The sequence below is a fragment of the Pseudomonas versuta genome (genome assembly GCF_001294575.1).
In the GTDB taxonomy this organism is placed as follows: domain Bacteria; phylum Pseudomonadota; class Gammaproteobacteria; order Pseudomonadales; family Pseudomonadaceae; genus Aquipseudomonas; species Aquipseudomonas versuta.
On the sequence record NZ_CP012676.1, the window covers coordinates 2,058,865 to 2,073,131 of the forward strand.

Annotated in this window: 15 protein-coding genes; 11 read left to right on the top strand and 4 right to left on the bottom strand. The window is 57.0% G+C overall.

Going from position 1 to position 14,267, the window contains the following annotated elements; all coding sequences use genetic code 11:
- The first annotated feature begins 133 nt into the window (after positions 1 to 133).
- From AOC04_RS09130 to modC, 6 genes are all read left to right on the top strand, one after another.
- Positions 134 to 436: a DUF1883 domain-containing protein gene (locus AOC04_RS09130; protein ID WP_003445729.1), complete on the top strand. Its 303-nt coding sequence runs from the start codon at positions 134 to 136 to the stop codon at positions 434 to 436.
- A gap of 35 nt (positions 437 to 471) precedes the next feature.
- Positions 472 to 651, top strand: coding sequence for a hypothetical protein (locus tag AOC04_RS09135; RefSeq protein ID WP_060692616.1), 180 nt, complete (start codon positions 472 to 474; stop codon positions 649 to 651).
- Between the two features lie 2 nt (positions 652 to 653).
- Positions 654 to 1,310 carry a DNA oxidative demethylase AlkB gene (gene alkB, locus AOC04_RS09140; RefSeq protein ID WP_060692618.1) on the top strand — a complete coding sequence of 219 codons (657 nt, stop codon included), beginning with the start codon at positions 654 to 656 and terminating at the stop codon, positions 1,308 to 1,310.
- A gap of 121 nt (positions 1,311 to 1,431) precedes the next feature.
- Complete coding sequence (gene modA / locus AOC04_RS09145) at positions 1,432 to 2,199, top strand: molybdate ABC transporter substrate-binding protein (RefSeq protein WP_060692621.1); 768 nt, start codon at positions 1,432 to 1,434, stop codon at positions 2,197 to 2,199.
- Entirely contained in the window at positions 2,200 to 2,880 is a 681-nt protein-coding gene (gene modB / locus AOC04_RS09150; RefSeq protein WP_060692622.1) for a molybdate ABC transporter permease subunit, read from the top strand.
- Between the two features lie 2 nt (positions 2,881 to 2,882).
- The gene (gene modC / locus AOC04_RS09155; RefSeq protein WP_060692624.1) at positions 2,883 to 3,971 is read left to right on the top strand and encodes a molybdenum ABC transporter ATP-binding protein; all 1,089 of its coding nucleotides are present in this window, start codon (positions 2,883 to 2,885) and stop codon (positions 3,969 to 3,971) included.
- Positions 3,972 to 3,973: 2 nt separating this feature from the next.
- On the opposite strand, the gene AOC04_RS09160 is transcribed toward modC, so the two are convergent.
- The gene (locus tag AOC04_RS09160) at positions 3,974 to 5,254 is read right to left on the bottom strand and encodes a Wzz/FepE/Etk N-terminal domain-containing protein (protein ID WP_060692626.1); all 1,281 of its coding nucleotides are present in this window, start codon (positions 5,252 to 5,254) and stop codon (positions 3,974 to 3,976) included.
- 402 nt (positions 5,255 to 5,656) lie between these two features.
- Between AOC04_RS09160 and AOC04_RS09165 the strand changes: the two genes are divergently transcribed.
- Positions 5,657 to 6,592 carry a LysR family transcriptional regulator gene (locus tag AOC04_RS09165; RefSeq protein ID WP_060692628.1) on the top strand — a complete coding sequence of 312 codons (936 nt, stop codon included), beginning with the start codon at positions 5,657 to 5,659 and terminating at the stop codon, positions 6,590 to 6,592.
- A gap of 11 nt (positions 6,593 to 6,603) precedes the next feature.
- Here AOC04_RS09165 and surE read toward each other — a convergent pair whose 3' ends face one another.
- Positions 6,604 to 7,377 carry a 5'/3'-nucleotidase SurE gene (gene surE / locus AOC04_RS09170; protein WP_060692629.1) on the bottom strand — a complete coding sequence of 258 codons (774 nt, stop codon included), beginning with the start codon at positions 7,375 to 7,377 and terminating at the stop codon, positions 6,604 to 6,606.
- A gap of 35 nt (positions 7,378 to 7,412) precedes the next feature.
- Complete coding sequence (gene hemB / locus AOC04_RS09175; RefSeq protein WP_060692632.1) at positions 7,413 to 8,387, bottom strand: porphobilinogen synthase; 975 nt, start codon at positions 8,385 to 8,387, stop codon at positions 7,413 to 7,415.
- 193 nt (positions 8,388 to 8,580) lie between these two features.
- Here hemB and AOC04_RS09180 point away from each other — a divergent pair, with 193 nt between their 5' ends.
- The 4 genes from AOC04_RS09180 to AOC04_RS09195 all read left to right on the top strand — a co-directional run bounded on the left by AOC04_RS09180 (position 8,581) and on the right by AOC04_RS09195 (position 12,536).
- Entirely contained in the window at positions 8,581 to 8,877 is a 297-nt protein-coding gene (locus AOC04_RS09180; RefSeq protein ID WP_060692633.1) for an ArsR/SmtB family transcription factor, read from the top strand.
- 51 nt (positions 8,878 to 8,928) lie between these two features.
- Positions 8,929 to 9,939 (top strand): zinc-dependent alcohol dehydrogenase family protein, encoded by a 1,011-nt coding sequence (locus AOC04_RS09185; RefSeq protein ID WP_060692635.1) that lies wholly within the window; start codon positions 8,929 to 8,931, stop codon positions 9,937 to 9,939.
- Positions 9,940 to 10,018: 79 nt separating this feature from the next.
- A complete protein-coding gene (locus AOC04_RS09190; protein WP_060692636.1) occupies positions 10,019 to 10,501 on the top strand; it encodes a YbaK/EbsC family protein in 483 nt (160 codons plus the stop codon).
- A 163-nt stretch (positions 10,502 to 10,664) separates the two neighbouring features.
- Entirely contained in the window at positions 10,665 to 12,536 is a 1,872-nt protein-coding gene (locus AOC04_RS09195; protein ID WP_060692638.1) for a DUF3857 domain-containing transglutaminase family protein, read from the top strand.
- Positions 12,537 to 12,602: 66 nt separating this feature from the next.
- Here AOC04_RS09195 and pgm read toward each other — a convergent pair whose 3' ends face one another.
- Positions 12,603 to 14,243: a phosphoglucomutase (alpha-D-glucose-1,6-bisphosphate-dependent) gene (gene pgm / locus AOC04_RS09200; RefSeq protein WP_060692640.1), complete on the bottom strand. Its 1,641-nt coding sequence runs from the start codon at positions 14,241 to 14,243 to the stop codon at positions 12,603 to 12,605.
- Between the last annotated feature and the right edge of the window lie 24 nt (positions 14,244 to 14,267).

Here is a 14,267-nt window from a genome sequence, read left to right on the forward strand (position 1 = left end):
GTGGCGAATTATCCGCGTTTTACGTCAGACTTGCCTCCATCGCGGCATAATAAGCGCCTTTAGCTTCCTGTTTGGACTAAAGCACATGCTATCGTGCTGATTTTTCAGCTAAAGCCCCCCTTTTGGAGCCCCCATGAAGTTTATTCACCAGCGCGAGCACCTGAACGAAGACGACATTGTCGTCATCGAGTGCTCCCAACCCTGCAATATCCGCCTGATGAGCGACGCACACTTTCGCAGTTTCAAAAATGGCGGCCGTCACTCCTATCATGGTGGCGCGTTCAAGGATTTCCCGGCCAGAATCACTGCACCCAGCACCGGCTTCTGGAACATCACCATTGATACCGTGACCAGCCGGGCAATCAGCGTGACTCGCAAGCCTAGCTTCCAGCCTACGATCAAGATCGTGCGCCGCTCCAGCTCCAAACTCCGCTAAGCCTGACACCCCCGGCCTTCAAGACAGGAAATATTGTGGACACTATTCGCAGCACCACTAAATACGTCATCAAGTACAAACTCAACGGCGAGCGTCGATTTGAGTTTGCACAGCTCCCGACTGGCTCTGATGAAGAAGCCCGCGCAGCCCTTGAAATCATTCATGCCGGTTCAGACGACAAGATCACCGATGTCAAGGCGAGCAAGCCGCTTTAAGCATGACTCTTGACCTGTTTGCTGAAGAGGACTTGCAGCAGCCTTCGCGACTCGAAACCATTGGCGTGCAAGGTTTTGTGCTTCGCGGGTTTGCCTTGCCATGGGCCGATTCACTCATGCAGGCCCTGGCCGGCGTCTTGACCCAGTCGCCGTTTCGAGCCATGCAAACGCCCGGCGGATTCACCATGTCGGCACGCTTGAGCAGTTGTGGCGAACTGGGCTGGACCAGCGACCGCAACGGTTATCGCTACAGCCCTGTCGACCCGTTGCGCAATCAGCCTTGGCCTGCCATGCCTGCTGCCTTTCTGGCGCTGGCCGAAGCAGCCGCCGGCGCCGCAGGCTTCGACCATTTTGTACCCGATGCCTGCCTGATCAACACCTACAGCCCGGGCGCCAGGATGGCCCTGCATCAGGACAAAAATGAGCGCTCCTTTGAAGCGCCCATCGTCTCGATCTCGTTAGGGTTGCCGGCTGTTTTTCAGTTTGGCGGCTTTGAGCGTAGCGACCCGACACAACGTATTTCTTTATTCCATGGCGACATTGTGGTCTGGGGAGGCGTGGATCGCTTGCGCTACCACGGGGTGCTGCCAATCCAGGCAGGACATCATCCGGTATTGGGTGAGCAGCGAATAAATATCACCCTGCGCAAGGCAGGCTGAGACAGGACATACGGCGCAAGTCAGCAAAACGCTATATCTTTTTTTATATACCGTTTATCTTCCTACCGCCCGATACAACTCAATAAAGACGGGCTGCCCTCGCCTCCCACGGAGTTTCGTCATGAATGTTCGCGTTCGATCCTTTGCCCCTACCGCGCTCGCTGCACTGATCGGGTGTTTCGCCGTCAGCGGCGCTCAAGCCGATGATGTACAAGTTGCCGTGGCAGCCAACTTCACAGCGCCGATTCAGGCGATTGCCAGCGACTTTGAAAAAGACACCGGGCACAAGTTGATTGCCGCATATGGCGCCACCGGACAGTTTTATACGCAGATCAAAAATGGCGCGCCTTTTGAAGTTTTTCTGGCTGCCGATGACAGCACTCCCGAGAAACTCGAGAAAGAAGGCGAAATCGTTCCAGGCTCGCGCTTCACCTATGCCATTGGCTCTCTGGCCCTGTGGTCGGCCAAAGACGGTTATGTCGATGACGCCGGCAAGGTACTGGAAGAAAACACCTTCAATCACTTGTCCATTGCCAACCCGAAAGCCGCACCTTACGGCCTGGCAGCCACGCAAGTGCTGGCTAAAATGGGCCTTAGCGACAAGGTCAAAGACAAGATTGTTGAAGGCCAGAACATCACCCAGGCTTATCAGTTTGTCTCTACCGGTAACGCCGAACTGGGTTTTGTCGCCCTGTCGCAAATCTACAAAGACGGCAAAGTCAGCAGCGGCTCCGCATGGATCATCCCCGAGGCCATGCATGATTCGATCAAGCAGGACGCAGTGATTCTCAAGAAGGGGGCGAACAACCCCGCCGCCAAGGCCCTGGCTGACTACCTCAAGGGACCAAAAGCGGCTGCCATTATCAAATCCTATGGTTATCAATTGTAAATGACACTCTCGAGTGCTGACTTCGCCGCCATCTGGCTGACCCTGAAACTGGCTTCACTGACCACGCTCATATTGCTGCTGGTCGGCACTCCCATCGCGCTATGGCTGGCCCATACCCGATCGAGGTTACGCGGGCCGATCGGGGCAATCGTAGCCCTGCCCCTGGTATTGCCACCCACCGTGATCGGTTTCTATTTACTGCTGGCAATGGGGCCCCATGGTTACGTGGGCCAGTTCACTCAAGCGATCGGCCTTGGCACATTGACCTTCAGCTTCGCCGGCCTGGTGATCGGCTCGGTCATCTATTCCATGCCGTTTGTGGTGCAACCCCTGCAAAACGCATTTACTGCCATCGGCCCCAGGCCACTGGAGGTAGCGGCCACTTTGCGTGCCAGTCCATGGGATACCTTTTTTACCGTGGTCTTGCCGCTCGCACGACCGGGTTTTATCACCGCCGCGATCTTGGGCTTTGCCCACACGGTCGGGGAATTTGGGGTGGTGTTGATGATTGGCGGCAACATTCCCGAAAAAACACGCGTGGTTTCCGTGCAGATCTATGATCACGTTGAAGCGCTGGAGTATGCACAGGCGCACTGGCTGGCCGGCGCAATGCTGGTGTTTTCGTTCCTGGTGTTACTGGCGTTGTACTCGAGCCGTAAAACCCGATACAGCTGGAGTTGAACATGGCTTCGCAGATAAGCGTTCGACTGCAACTCGATTACGCCGGTTTTTCCCTGGACCTGGATGTGCAATTGCCCGGTAAAGGCGTGACCGCGCTGTATGGACATTCCGGCTCGGGGAAAACCACTTGCTTGCGCTGCATCGCCGGGCTGGAGCGTGCCAGCCAGGCATTTGTGCAGATCAATGATGAGGTCTGGCAGGACAGCCAGAACAAGCTGTTTGTCCCGGTCCATAAACGCGCACTGGGTTACATATTTCAGGAAGCGAGCCTGTTCCCGCACCTGACTGTACGGGCCAACCTGGAATTCGGCCTGCGACGCATTGCGCGACAGGAGCGCCGGGTCGATCTGGCCCATGCCACCGAGTTGCTGGGCATCACTCACCTGCTTGAGCGTGCGCCCGGTCATTTGTCCGGCGGCGAACGCCAGCGGGTCGGGATTGCCCGAGCACTACTGACCAGCCCCAGGCTATTGCTGATGGACGAACCACTGGCGGCGCTGGACAGCCAGCGCAAGCGTGAAATCCTGCCGTATCTGGAGCGCCTGCACGCAGAGCTGGATTTCCCGGTGCTGTATGTAAGCCACTCCCAGGACGAAGTCGCGCGCCTGGCTGACCATATTGTGTTGCTCAGTGAGGGCAAGGCGCTTGCCAGCGGCCCGATCGGCGAAACCCTGGCCAGGCTTGATCTGCCCCTGGCCCGGGATGACGATGCCGGAGTGGTGATCGAAGGCAAGGTTGCCGATTACGACGCGCACTACCAGTTACTCACCCTGCAACTGCCGCGCAGCACTCAGCATCTGAGAGTTGCCCATGCGCCACTGGCCATCGGCCATACATTACGGATCAAGGTGCAGGCTCGAGACATCAGCCTGACCCTGGAGCGCAGCGGGCACAGCAGTATTCTCAACAGCCTGCAGGCCACGGTGATCAGCGAAACCGGGGCTGAAAATCAGGCCCATGTGCTGGTCCGGCTGGATGTCGATGGAAGCGCAATGCTGGCTCGCATCACCCGCTACTCCCGTGACCAGTTAAACCTGCATCCAGGGCGAACGCTGTGGATACAGGTTAAATCGGTGGCAGTACTGGCCTGAGCTCAGAGGGCTTTTTGACGTCGTTTGCTGAAATAGCGCGCGGTTGCAAGACCAAGCCCTAACAACAGCCCCAACACCAGGGCGAACCCGACTATCAGCACTTTCTTGGGTTTGATCGGGTACATCGGGGTTTGCGCCTTGCGATCAATACTGACCAGCCCCAGATGACTCATGTCGGTTTTCAAATTACCCAGACGTGCCACTTCTGCGCGCAAGGGTTCAATGTTTTTCAGGAACAGGTCTTCATTCATGCGCTTGCCGAGCATTTCAACCTGGCGGTTGACCTCAAGCAAATTCAGCTCCCGGCCAATGTCCGAAACTCGCTTGTCGGTAAAATCGTCGGAGGTGCGCTTAAGCAATGCTGCGCGTTCGGCTTGCAGCGCCTTGGTCCCCATAAAGTAGAGCGGAAGGGTTTGCGAAGTGATTTCGGTACGCATGAGCCGGGAGGAGGAGGAACCCGCAGCCGCATCCGCCATGGCAGAAGGCGTGGTGGGGTTGGTAATACCCAGCGAGGCCGCAATGGATATGGCTTCATTAAGCTGAGCAATACGTGACTCGCGCTCGGTTTTGAGCTGCAGGCGCAATGCCTGCAACTCATCCTTCAACTTGGCGACCTGTACCGTATCCGTTTCCGTTAAACCGGCAATTTTTGCCTGCTTGTCAGAACGATAGGCCGAACGCGCAGCGGTGATCTTTTCATCCAGTTCTCGCAACCGGTTATTGATGATGACCTTAAGGTCGGCACCGATTTGCTCACGCTGGCTATCAATCGCGTATTCAACAAAACCGTTGAGAATTTCGACCCCGTTGATGGTGTCGGGGTATGTCAGCTCAAGCTTGATAAACGGGCTTAATGAATCCGTTCTCTTGGGATCAGGCAGAACCAGGTTGATCGCATCCCGATTAAAAAGCTCGAAACTTTGCTCCAGAGAAATACCTTTCTTCTCCAGAGGCTTGAACAAATCCTGGTGGTCACGGAAGAAACTGAGACGCGTCTCGTATGAATCAAGCGCCGAGCCGACTTTAAGCAAGGCCTCCTGGGGAGGGAGTTTGTAGACCTCGGAGCGGTTAAGTGCGTCCAGCTCATTAATCGCTGCCGGGCGCAGTACAGTGCTGGCTTGATAGACGGGTTGTGCAAGCAGAACGTAACCAACAGCAATAGCACCGGCTACCACCACAGTTCCTGCGATCAGGGCTTTCTGCTGCCAGAAGGAGTGAAACAGATCAAGCAGGTCGATCTCTGTGCTTGAACTAGCGGTCTGCTGATGCTCAGTTTTTTTCAAAATATACGCCTTGTAAATTGAACTCCCTGGCGAGTTCACCTCTTGACTATTAACGTCTAACTACGCTAGGTAATATTTGCGTAACGTAAGACCGTTACTTACGAGAAAAGATCCGTCCGGTTAAGAATCAATCACATACCTGAATGAAATCAAGTTTAATCGAAAATACGCCTTTGCTTTTTTTTCGATTGAATTACTGCCTCACACTTCTGGTAGAAAAATCTCGCTTACTTTCAGAATTTTCCTACGCCTTAATATCATGCTCTAAGTGGACCCAGGCGCTGACCCATTCCTCCCTGCGTGCGTGTCTTGCCTGACTGACTTGATGGCGGAATATTTCTGCGGTCTGTGTAATTATTGCCGCCACAAAAAAGCACGATTACGTGTGAGGTAATAATCAACATGGATATTTATCAGGCGATGCGGGTGTTTGTGCGCGTGGTCGAGACCGGTAGCTTCACCGCCGCGGCGCAGGCGTTGGGCTATTCCACCGCGCAAACCTCGCGACTGCTGTCTGAGCTTGAATCTTCATTGCAGGCCAGGCTGCTGCAGCGCAGCACTCGGCGGCTGGCACTGACTGAAGTAGGCGCCCGTTATCTGGAGCGCTGCCGATTGATTCTGGGTGAGATCGAAGATGCCAATGCCGAGGCCGGAGGCGCTCACCTGATCCCGCGCGGACATTTACGCGTGCAATCCACCACCGGGATTGGCATCCAGCTGCTGGCACCCCTGGCGGCCCGTTATGCCGAGCTATACCCGCAGGTCGACGTCGACTTGACACTGTCCCAGCGTCAGCCTGACCTGCTGGAAGAAGGCCATGACGTGGTGATCACGCTATCGGCCAACCTGCCCGACTCGGAAATGATTGGCCAGCAACTGGGGAGCATCTTCAGCGTGATCAGCGCAGCGCCCTCCTACCTTGAAAGTCACGGCACGCCAAAAACCCCCGAAGACCTGAACCAGCACCGCTGCCTGCATCTGGTTGACCCCCTGTTCACCGATAGCTGGACCTTTCGCGATGGCCAGGGTGAACAGTCGATTCGCCCCGGCAGCGTGTTTCAGGTCAACGTGGCCGAGGCCATGGCGCAAGCCGCCGAGGCAGGACTGGGCGTCTGCCTGCTACCGGATTACGTGGCGGTCGGCTCTTATCAGCGCGGCGCTTTGGTACGCCTGCTGCCTCAGTATCGGCTGCATGAAAAAAGCATCTACGCGCTTTACCCCTCACGCCGCTTTCTGGATGCCAAGGTCAAAACCTGGGTGGAATTTCTCAAGCAGGAAATCCCCAAGGTGCTAGATAAACACCAGGCCATCGTTGATGACCCGGAGCATTGGGCATAGCCACAGGTTCACTACGACCCAATGGCTTGCTGCAGTTGCTCGCGTAAAGCCAGTGCGCTGCGATCGAACTGCAACGGCGTCACCGATATACCGCCCTGTGTAACAACCTCGGTTTCGGTGTCAGCCGCTTCAGGCCGCTGGTGACGGGTGATATTGAGCCAGTAATAGCTGGCCTCGCGAAAGTCGGTGCGCTGGTTGACGTTAACTCCGTCCATGCGCCCCTGGCCCTGGCGAGTGATCTGTACCGGCCCGGCCTGCCCGGCCGGAACGTCCGGAAAATTGATGTTCAGACACGCCGATTGCTCCCAGCCCTTGCCAAGCAACTGGCGAATCACCCCGGGTGCCAGAGTGCGGGCAGTGTCCCAGCGCACAGCATCGCGCCGGGTGAAATACTGGCTCAGAGCGATGGAAGGAATGCCCATCAACAGGCCGGTCATCGCGGCCCCCACCGTGCCCGAATACAGCGTTTCGACCCCCAGGTTGGCGCCCTTGTTGATGCCGGACAGCAGCAACTGAGGGGGGCTGCCCATCAACTGCTGCAAGGCCATCGCAACACAATCGGCGGGTGTGCCGGACACAGAAAAACGCCGCTCGCCGCGGGCAGTCACGCGCAACGGGTGATGGATGCTGATGGCCGTTGAAATACCGCTCTGATCGTGGTCCGGCGCTACCACCCAGACTTCATCGGCCAGTTCCCTGGCCACCGCTTCAAGTGCCTCAAGACCCGGGGCGTCAATCCCGTCGTCATTGGTAATCAGAATACGTTCCAGTCGAGCGCCCGCCATGCCTGAATTCCTTTTTTCGGGGAGTCGCGTAAGGCCTAGATGCCCTGTAATGCCAAGTCCATCGCAAAGTAGGTCAAAATCATGTCCGCACCGGCACGTTTGATCGAGCCCAGGCTTTCACGGACTACGCGCGCTTCGTCGATGGCTCCGGCCAGGGCGCCGAACTTGATCATCGCGTACTCGCCGCTGACCTGATACGCAGCCAGAGGCAGGCGCGAGGCTTCGCGAACGTCACGAATGATGTCCAGATACGCACCGGCCGGCTTGACCATCAACACGTCTGCGCCCTCTTGCTCGTCCAGCAGCGACTCGCGAATCGCTTCACGGCGGTTCATCGGGTTCATCTGGTATGACTTGCGATCGCCCTTCAACGCGCTGCCTCCCGCCTCGCGGAAAGGACCGTAGAGTGCCGAAGCAAACTTGGTGGAGTACGCCATGATCGAAGTATCAATGAACCCGGCCGCATCCAGAGCACTGCGGATGGCCTGGACCTGACCGTCCATGGCGGCGGAAGGCGAGATGAAGTCTGCACCTGCAGCAGCCGCCGCAACCGCCTGCTTGCCCAGATTGATCAGGGTCGCATCATTGTCCACGCCATGGTCGTGCATCACACCGCAGTGCCCGTGGGAGGTGTACTCGCAGAAGCAGGTGTCACTCATCAGGATCATTTCTGGAGCCGTATCCTTGCAGATACGGGCCATACGCGACACCAGACCATCTTCGCGCCATGAGTCGCTGCCCGTGGCATCCAGGTGGTGCGACACGCCAAACGCCATCACTGACGTGATCCCTGCGCGGGCATAGCGTTCGATTTCACCGGCCAGCTTAGACTCGGGAATACGCATCACACCCGGCATGCTGGTGATCGGCACAAAGTCGTCGATTTCTTCTTCAACGAAAATGGGCAGCACCAGGTCCTTCAGGCTGAATTCGGTTTCCTGAAACATGTCTCGCAGGGTTTGGGAGCGGCGCAGACGGCGGGGACGGACAGTGGGGAACTGGTTAGGCATCATGGTTCCTGAGGGGCAAGTTCGTAAAACAGACGAGCCTTGGCCAAGGCTCAATGGCGCAACAAATACAGGATTGGCCCTGCAATTGCAAAACATCCGGCCGACCTGCGGCCTGTTGTCGCAGGAAGTGGCGGTAACCTTGGCACATAGGGTCCGGTTGAACATTTCGTAAAAAAGCGTAACATCGCCGACCATGATTCTTGAACAGCTCAAAGCCCTGGGCAATGACACTCGCATGCAAATGATGGAGTGGCTCAAAGACCCGCTCAGTAATTTCCCGCCCCAGGATCATGGCGATCCTGCAATCGGTGTGTGCGTGACCCATTTGCAGTACAAAGCTGGACTTTCTGCCTCTACTGCTTCGGCGCACCTGGCGATCCTGCAGCGTGCAGGCTTCGTCCTGACCACACGCATCGGCAAGTGGACGTATTACCGGCGCAATGAGCAGGCGATTGACGACTTTGCGTCTAGGCTGAAAATCGAGCTGTAATTTTACCCAATCATTTCGTTATTTTACGTAATGTTAACTTGAGGATATCCCGTGAGTATTAAAACTATCTTCGTTCAACCCGGCGGCGGTTATCAAAATGTGGTCGTCGGAAGCAGCGAAGCACGCGCCCCTGCCAGTGGAGAAATCACTGTACGTTTGCACGCCAACTCTTTGAATTATCATGATTTTGCTGTGGTCAGCGGTATGTGGGGGCCGAGTGAAAAGCGTATCCCCATGGCCGATGGCGCGGGTGAAGTCATTGCCGTCGGCAAAGATGTCAGCGAGTTCAAGGTTGGTGATTCGGTAGTCAGCACCTTCTTCCCTGAGTGGATCGACGGCACCCCACAGGTTGAAGGCTTTGTCACCGTGCCCGGTGATGGCATCGACGGTTATGCCCGTGAGCAAGTGACTGCCAGCGTTAACGCATTCACCCTCGCACCTGCCGGCTACAGCCATGCACAAGCCTCGACCCTGACCACGGCGGGCCTGACCGCATGGCGCGCCCTGATGGCCGATGACTCGCTCAAACCCGGGGACACTGTGTTGGTACAAGGCACTGGCGGGGTTTCGATCTTTGCCCTGCAATTTGCCAAAATGGCTGGCGCTACCGTGATCGCAACCTCCTCCAGCGATGAAAAACTCGAGCGCCTCAAAGCGCTGGGCGCAGATCATGTCATCAACTACCGCAAAGACCCTGACTGGGGCCAGACAGCCCGTGCGCTGACCAGTGGCCGCGGGGTTGATCACATCATCGAAGTCGGCGGCCCGGCGACCCTCGAACAGTCGATGATCGCCATTCGCGTGGCCGGGCATATCTCGATTATCGGTATTTTGAGCGGCGTCAGCGGTGAGATGAATTTTGTCCCTGCGCTGATCAAGCAAGTGCGCCTGCAAGGCGTGCTGGTGGGCAGCCGCAGCCAGCAGCAAGACATGGTTCGGGCGATCAATGCCAGCGGCATGCAACCGGTCATCGATCGTCATTTCCCGCTGAGCGATATTGTTGAAGCATTCAAGTATCAGGAAACCAACCAGCATTTCGGCAAGATCGTGCTGGACATCTGACACCGCATCTCCGGTGGCGCATTGACAGTGCGTCACCGGCTTCTCTAGATTCAGGCATTTACCCAGAGAGCTAAGCCTGATGAGTCTTGAATCTGTCCGCGCATTTTTCCTCGCCAAAGCACCCGACCTGCACATCATTGAACTGGCCACCAGCACCGCCACCGTGGCCCTGGCTGCCGAGGCCCATGGCGTTGAGCCCGGCCAAATCGCCAAGACCCTGGCCTTTCGTGTCGGTGAACGCAATGTGCTGCTGGTTGCACGTGGCGATGCGCGTATCGATAACAAAAAAATCAAGAATGCCCTGGGCAGCAAAGCCAAGATGCTTGATGCCGATACTGTCGTGGCCCTGACCAGTCACCCGGTGGGTGGCGTTTGCCCGTTCGGGCTTGCGACCGATCTGGCGGTGTATTGCGACATTTCCCTTAAAGCGTTCACTGAAGTGATGCCTGCAGCCGGCGCTACCCACACCGCCGTGCGTATCAGCCCAGATCGAATGGCCGAACTGGTCAATGCCCAGTGGGTCGATGTCTGCCAGGCCAGCCAAACTGCAGAGGCCGTATAAACCGCTCTATTACGAGCAGTACAGAGGTGCAGGACTGCTGTGCATATGGAAAGCATGGATGCTATCGATTATCATTATCCACTTCACATGCACCCTGCCTCGACTTCAATAAACCAACAAATGCGTGGCCGGGTGCTTTTTAAAGGACTAATTTGAGGCGCCCATGCATCGCTTTTCTTTCAGCAAATCCTTGATTTGCGCCACCCTGGGGATTTTCACCCTGCCTGCTTTAGCGGCCTTTCAACCCGTATCCGAAGCCGCCCTGGCCGGTGAATCGGACAGATCCTGCCACTTCAACGCGGACACCAGTTACGACTGCACCTCGACCTATCGCTACACCATCCTCACCAACAACGGTCGCGAAATGATTTCGCGCATCGACTTCAGCTTCCCGGAGTCTGACCGCCTGGAAGTCATCAAGGCCGAATCGACCCAACCGGGCGCCAAACCGGTGCCACTGGCTGACACACAAATCGACACCCGGATGGCACCGAACCCGGACCAGGGGTTTTTACGCCTGAAGCAAACCTCGATCGCCTTCCCCAACCTGCGAATCGGCACGATGGTGAGCTATACCCTGCGCGAACACACAGCGGCCAAGCCGCTGAATCATGAGTTCCACTATGTGTGGGTGCTCCCACCCAATGCGGTGCGTATGGACCGTTCTAAAAGCAGTTTCAGCGCCGAAAAACCAATCGTGTGGCGCAGCGACCTGATGGATGACTTCACCTTTACGCCGTCGACCGACAACAAAAGCCTGGTCATTGAACAAAAGGCACCGCGCTTCGTGAATTACGTCAACGAAGCCGGCAACGCTTACAGTCGCAACCTGCCAAGGGTTGAACTGGGCAGTTCGACCCGCCTGCAGGATTACTTCGGCGATTTTGCCCGGCGCTACACCGAAATTACCGGAGCCAGACTGCCTGCCATCAGTGCCAGGGCAGTGGCCGGCCTCAAAGGCTTGCCACCGGAGCAGCGGGTTTCGGGCCTGATGCAGCATATCCACGACAACTATCGTTATCTGGGCGACTGGCGAGCCAGTGATCGGGGCTACGTTCCTTTTACCCTCGCTGAAATCGAAGACCGTGGCTATGGCGACTGCAAAGACCTGGCGGTACTGCTCACCGCCATGCTCAATGCAAGCGGCATCGACGCGCAGACCACTTGGGTCAGCCGTGGCAACATGAGCCTCGGGCTGCTGTTGCCTGGCACCTCATCACCCAACCACGCCATCGTGCGTGCCCGGGTCAACGGTAAAGTCTGGTGGCTTGACCCGACCAACCCGGTGTTCTCGCCGGGGCGCTCCATGCCGGATATTCAAGATCGCTGGGCGCTGGTGATTGATCCACAAGGCACGGTGCGCCAGGAGCATATCCCGCAAGAACAACCTGTTGTCAGCACCCTGGTGCGAAAACAGGAACACTTCAACCCTGATGGCACCGCACGCACCAGCGCCGACATCGAAATGAGCCAGATGCGCCTGATGAGATTGAGTGTGGCCGATACCCAGTCGGGTGTTTCAGGTACCGACCAGGACCTTTGCGACGGCTTCAGCAAGGAACAGACCGACTGCACAATCACACGCCCGGCAACCGGTTTTGTGGTACCGCACAAATATCAGGTCAAGGCCGAACTCACAGATCTGCGCCCATTGAAGACGCTTTCGGGCCAGAGCGTGTACCAGCCCGCCTTCATGACTGAACGCTGGGATGATCTGGCCAATTACCGCCGCACCGGACAAAAGGCCGACTTGTATCTTGAAGATCCTGAAACCATGGACTACGAGATCACCCTGTCAGGGCTAAAGGTTGCACAGAACATTAAGAGCTGCACCGTGCGCTCGCCCTGGTTCGACATGGACCTGAACGGCAAACAGGTCGAGGGCCAATACCGTTACCAGTACCGCCTGACACAAAAACAACGCTGGTTGAGCCATGACGACATCATGAGCGGCCCTTTCGACGCGATGCTCAAGGCCGCCAGAAACTGCAACGATCAGATGCAGCAAGTGGTGAAACTGCAAACCGCGGCATAGTTAATCAAACGGCTACAAAAAAGCCTGGCCCTCTTGCGGGGGCCAGGCTTTTTATTGAGTCCGCTATCAGGCGATCGCGGTATCCACCAACACCTGGGCTTCCTCTACCAGACGGTTCAGATGTTCGTCACCGATAAAGCTCTCGGCGTAGATTTTGTAGATGTCTTCGGTGCCCGAAGGACGTGCCGCAAACCAGCCGTTTTCGGTCATCACCTTAAGCCCGCCAATCGGCTGGTCGTTACCCGGCGCATGACTGAGAATTTGGGTAATGGCTTCGCCTGCCAGACTTGTGGATTTGACTTGCTCCGGCGACAACTTGCCAAGCAGGGCCTTCTGCTGCGGCGTGGCCTTGGCATCGACCCGGGTCGAGAACGGCAGGCCCAGATCTTCGGTCATTTTCTGGTACAGCTGCGAAGGATCACGGCCGGTACGGGCCGTCATTTCTGCGGCCAGCAGCGAAGGAATCAGGCCATCCTTGTCGGTCGACCAGACACTGCCGTCCAGACGCAGGAACGAGGCCCCGGCGCTTTCCTCACCACCAAAGCCCAGCGAGCCATCAAACAGGCCATCAGCAAACCACTTGAACCCCACCGGCACTTCGTACAGGCGGCGCCCCAGACGGGCCGCAACCCGATCAATCAGGCCGCTGCTGACGACAGTCTTGCCGACGGCTGCATCTGCACGCCATTGCGGGCGATTCTGGAACAGATAGTCGATGGACACCGCCAGGTAGTTGTTGGGGGCCAAAAGACCGCCTGAAGGGGTAACAATCCCGTGACGGTCGTGGTCCGGGTCGCAGGCAAAGGCCACGTCGAAACGCTCCTTAAGGCCAATCAGACCCTGCATCGCGTAGCTGGAGGACGGGTCCATGCGGATGCGCCCGTCCCAGTCCACACACATGAAGCGGAAGGTCGGATCTACCGAAGTATTCACCACTTCCAGATTCAGGCCGTAATGCTCGCCGATTGCCGACCAGTAGTTCACACCCGCGCCACCCAATGGGTCCACGCCCAAGCGCAGATTGGCGCCGCGCAGGGTATCCATATCGATCACGTTCTTGAGATCGGCGACATAGGTGTTCAGGTAGTCGTGACGATGGGTGGTACCGGCTTTCAGGGCTTGCTCGTAACTGATACGTTTGACACATGCCAGCCTGGCTGCAAGCAACTCGTTGGCCTTGGCCTCGATCCACTTGGTGACATCGGTATCGGCCGGGCCGCCGTTAGGCGGGTTGTACTTGAAACCGCCACTTTCAGGCGGGTTGTGCGAGGGAGTAATGACTACGCCATCGGCCAGGCCCGAAGTGCGGCCACGGTTGTAGCAAATGATTGCGTGGGAGATGGCCGGGGTCGGGGTGTATTCGTCACCTGCGGCGATCATGGTTTCGACGCCATTGGCGGCAAACACTTCGAGCGCACTGGCACCTGCAGGCGTCGATAATGCATGGGTGTCGATGCCAACAAACAGCGGACCGTTGATGCCTTTCATCTGCCGGTAAAGGCAAATGGCCTGGCTGATGGCCAATACATGCCACTCATTGAAACTCAGCTCAAACGAACTGCCGCGGTGACCGGAAGTACCAAAGGCGACACGCTGGGTGGCGATCGCTGCATCAGGTTGACCGGTGTAATAAGCGGTCACCAGTCGCGGAATATCGACCAGCAATTGAGCTGGAGCCGGTTTGCCCGCAAGAGGACTGAGAGTCATGCAAAACCTCGGGAAATAAATGAT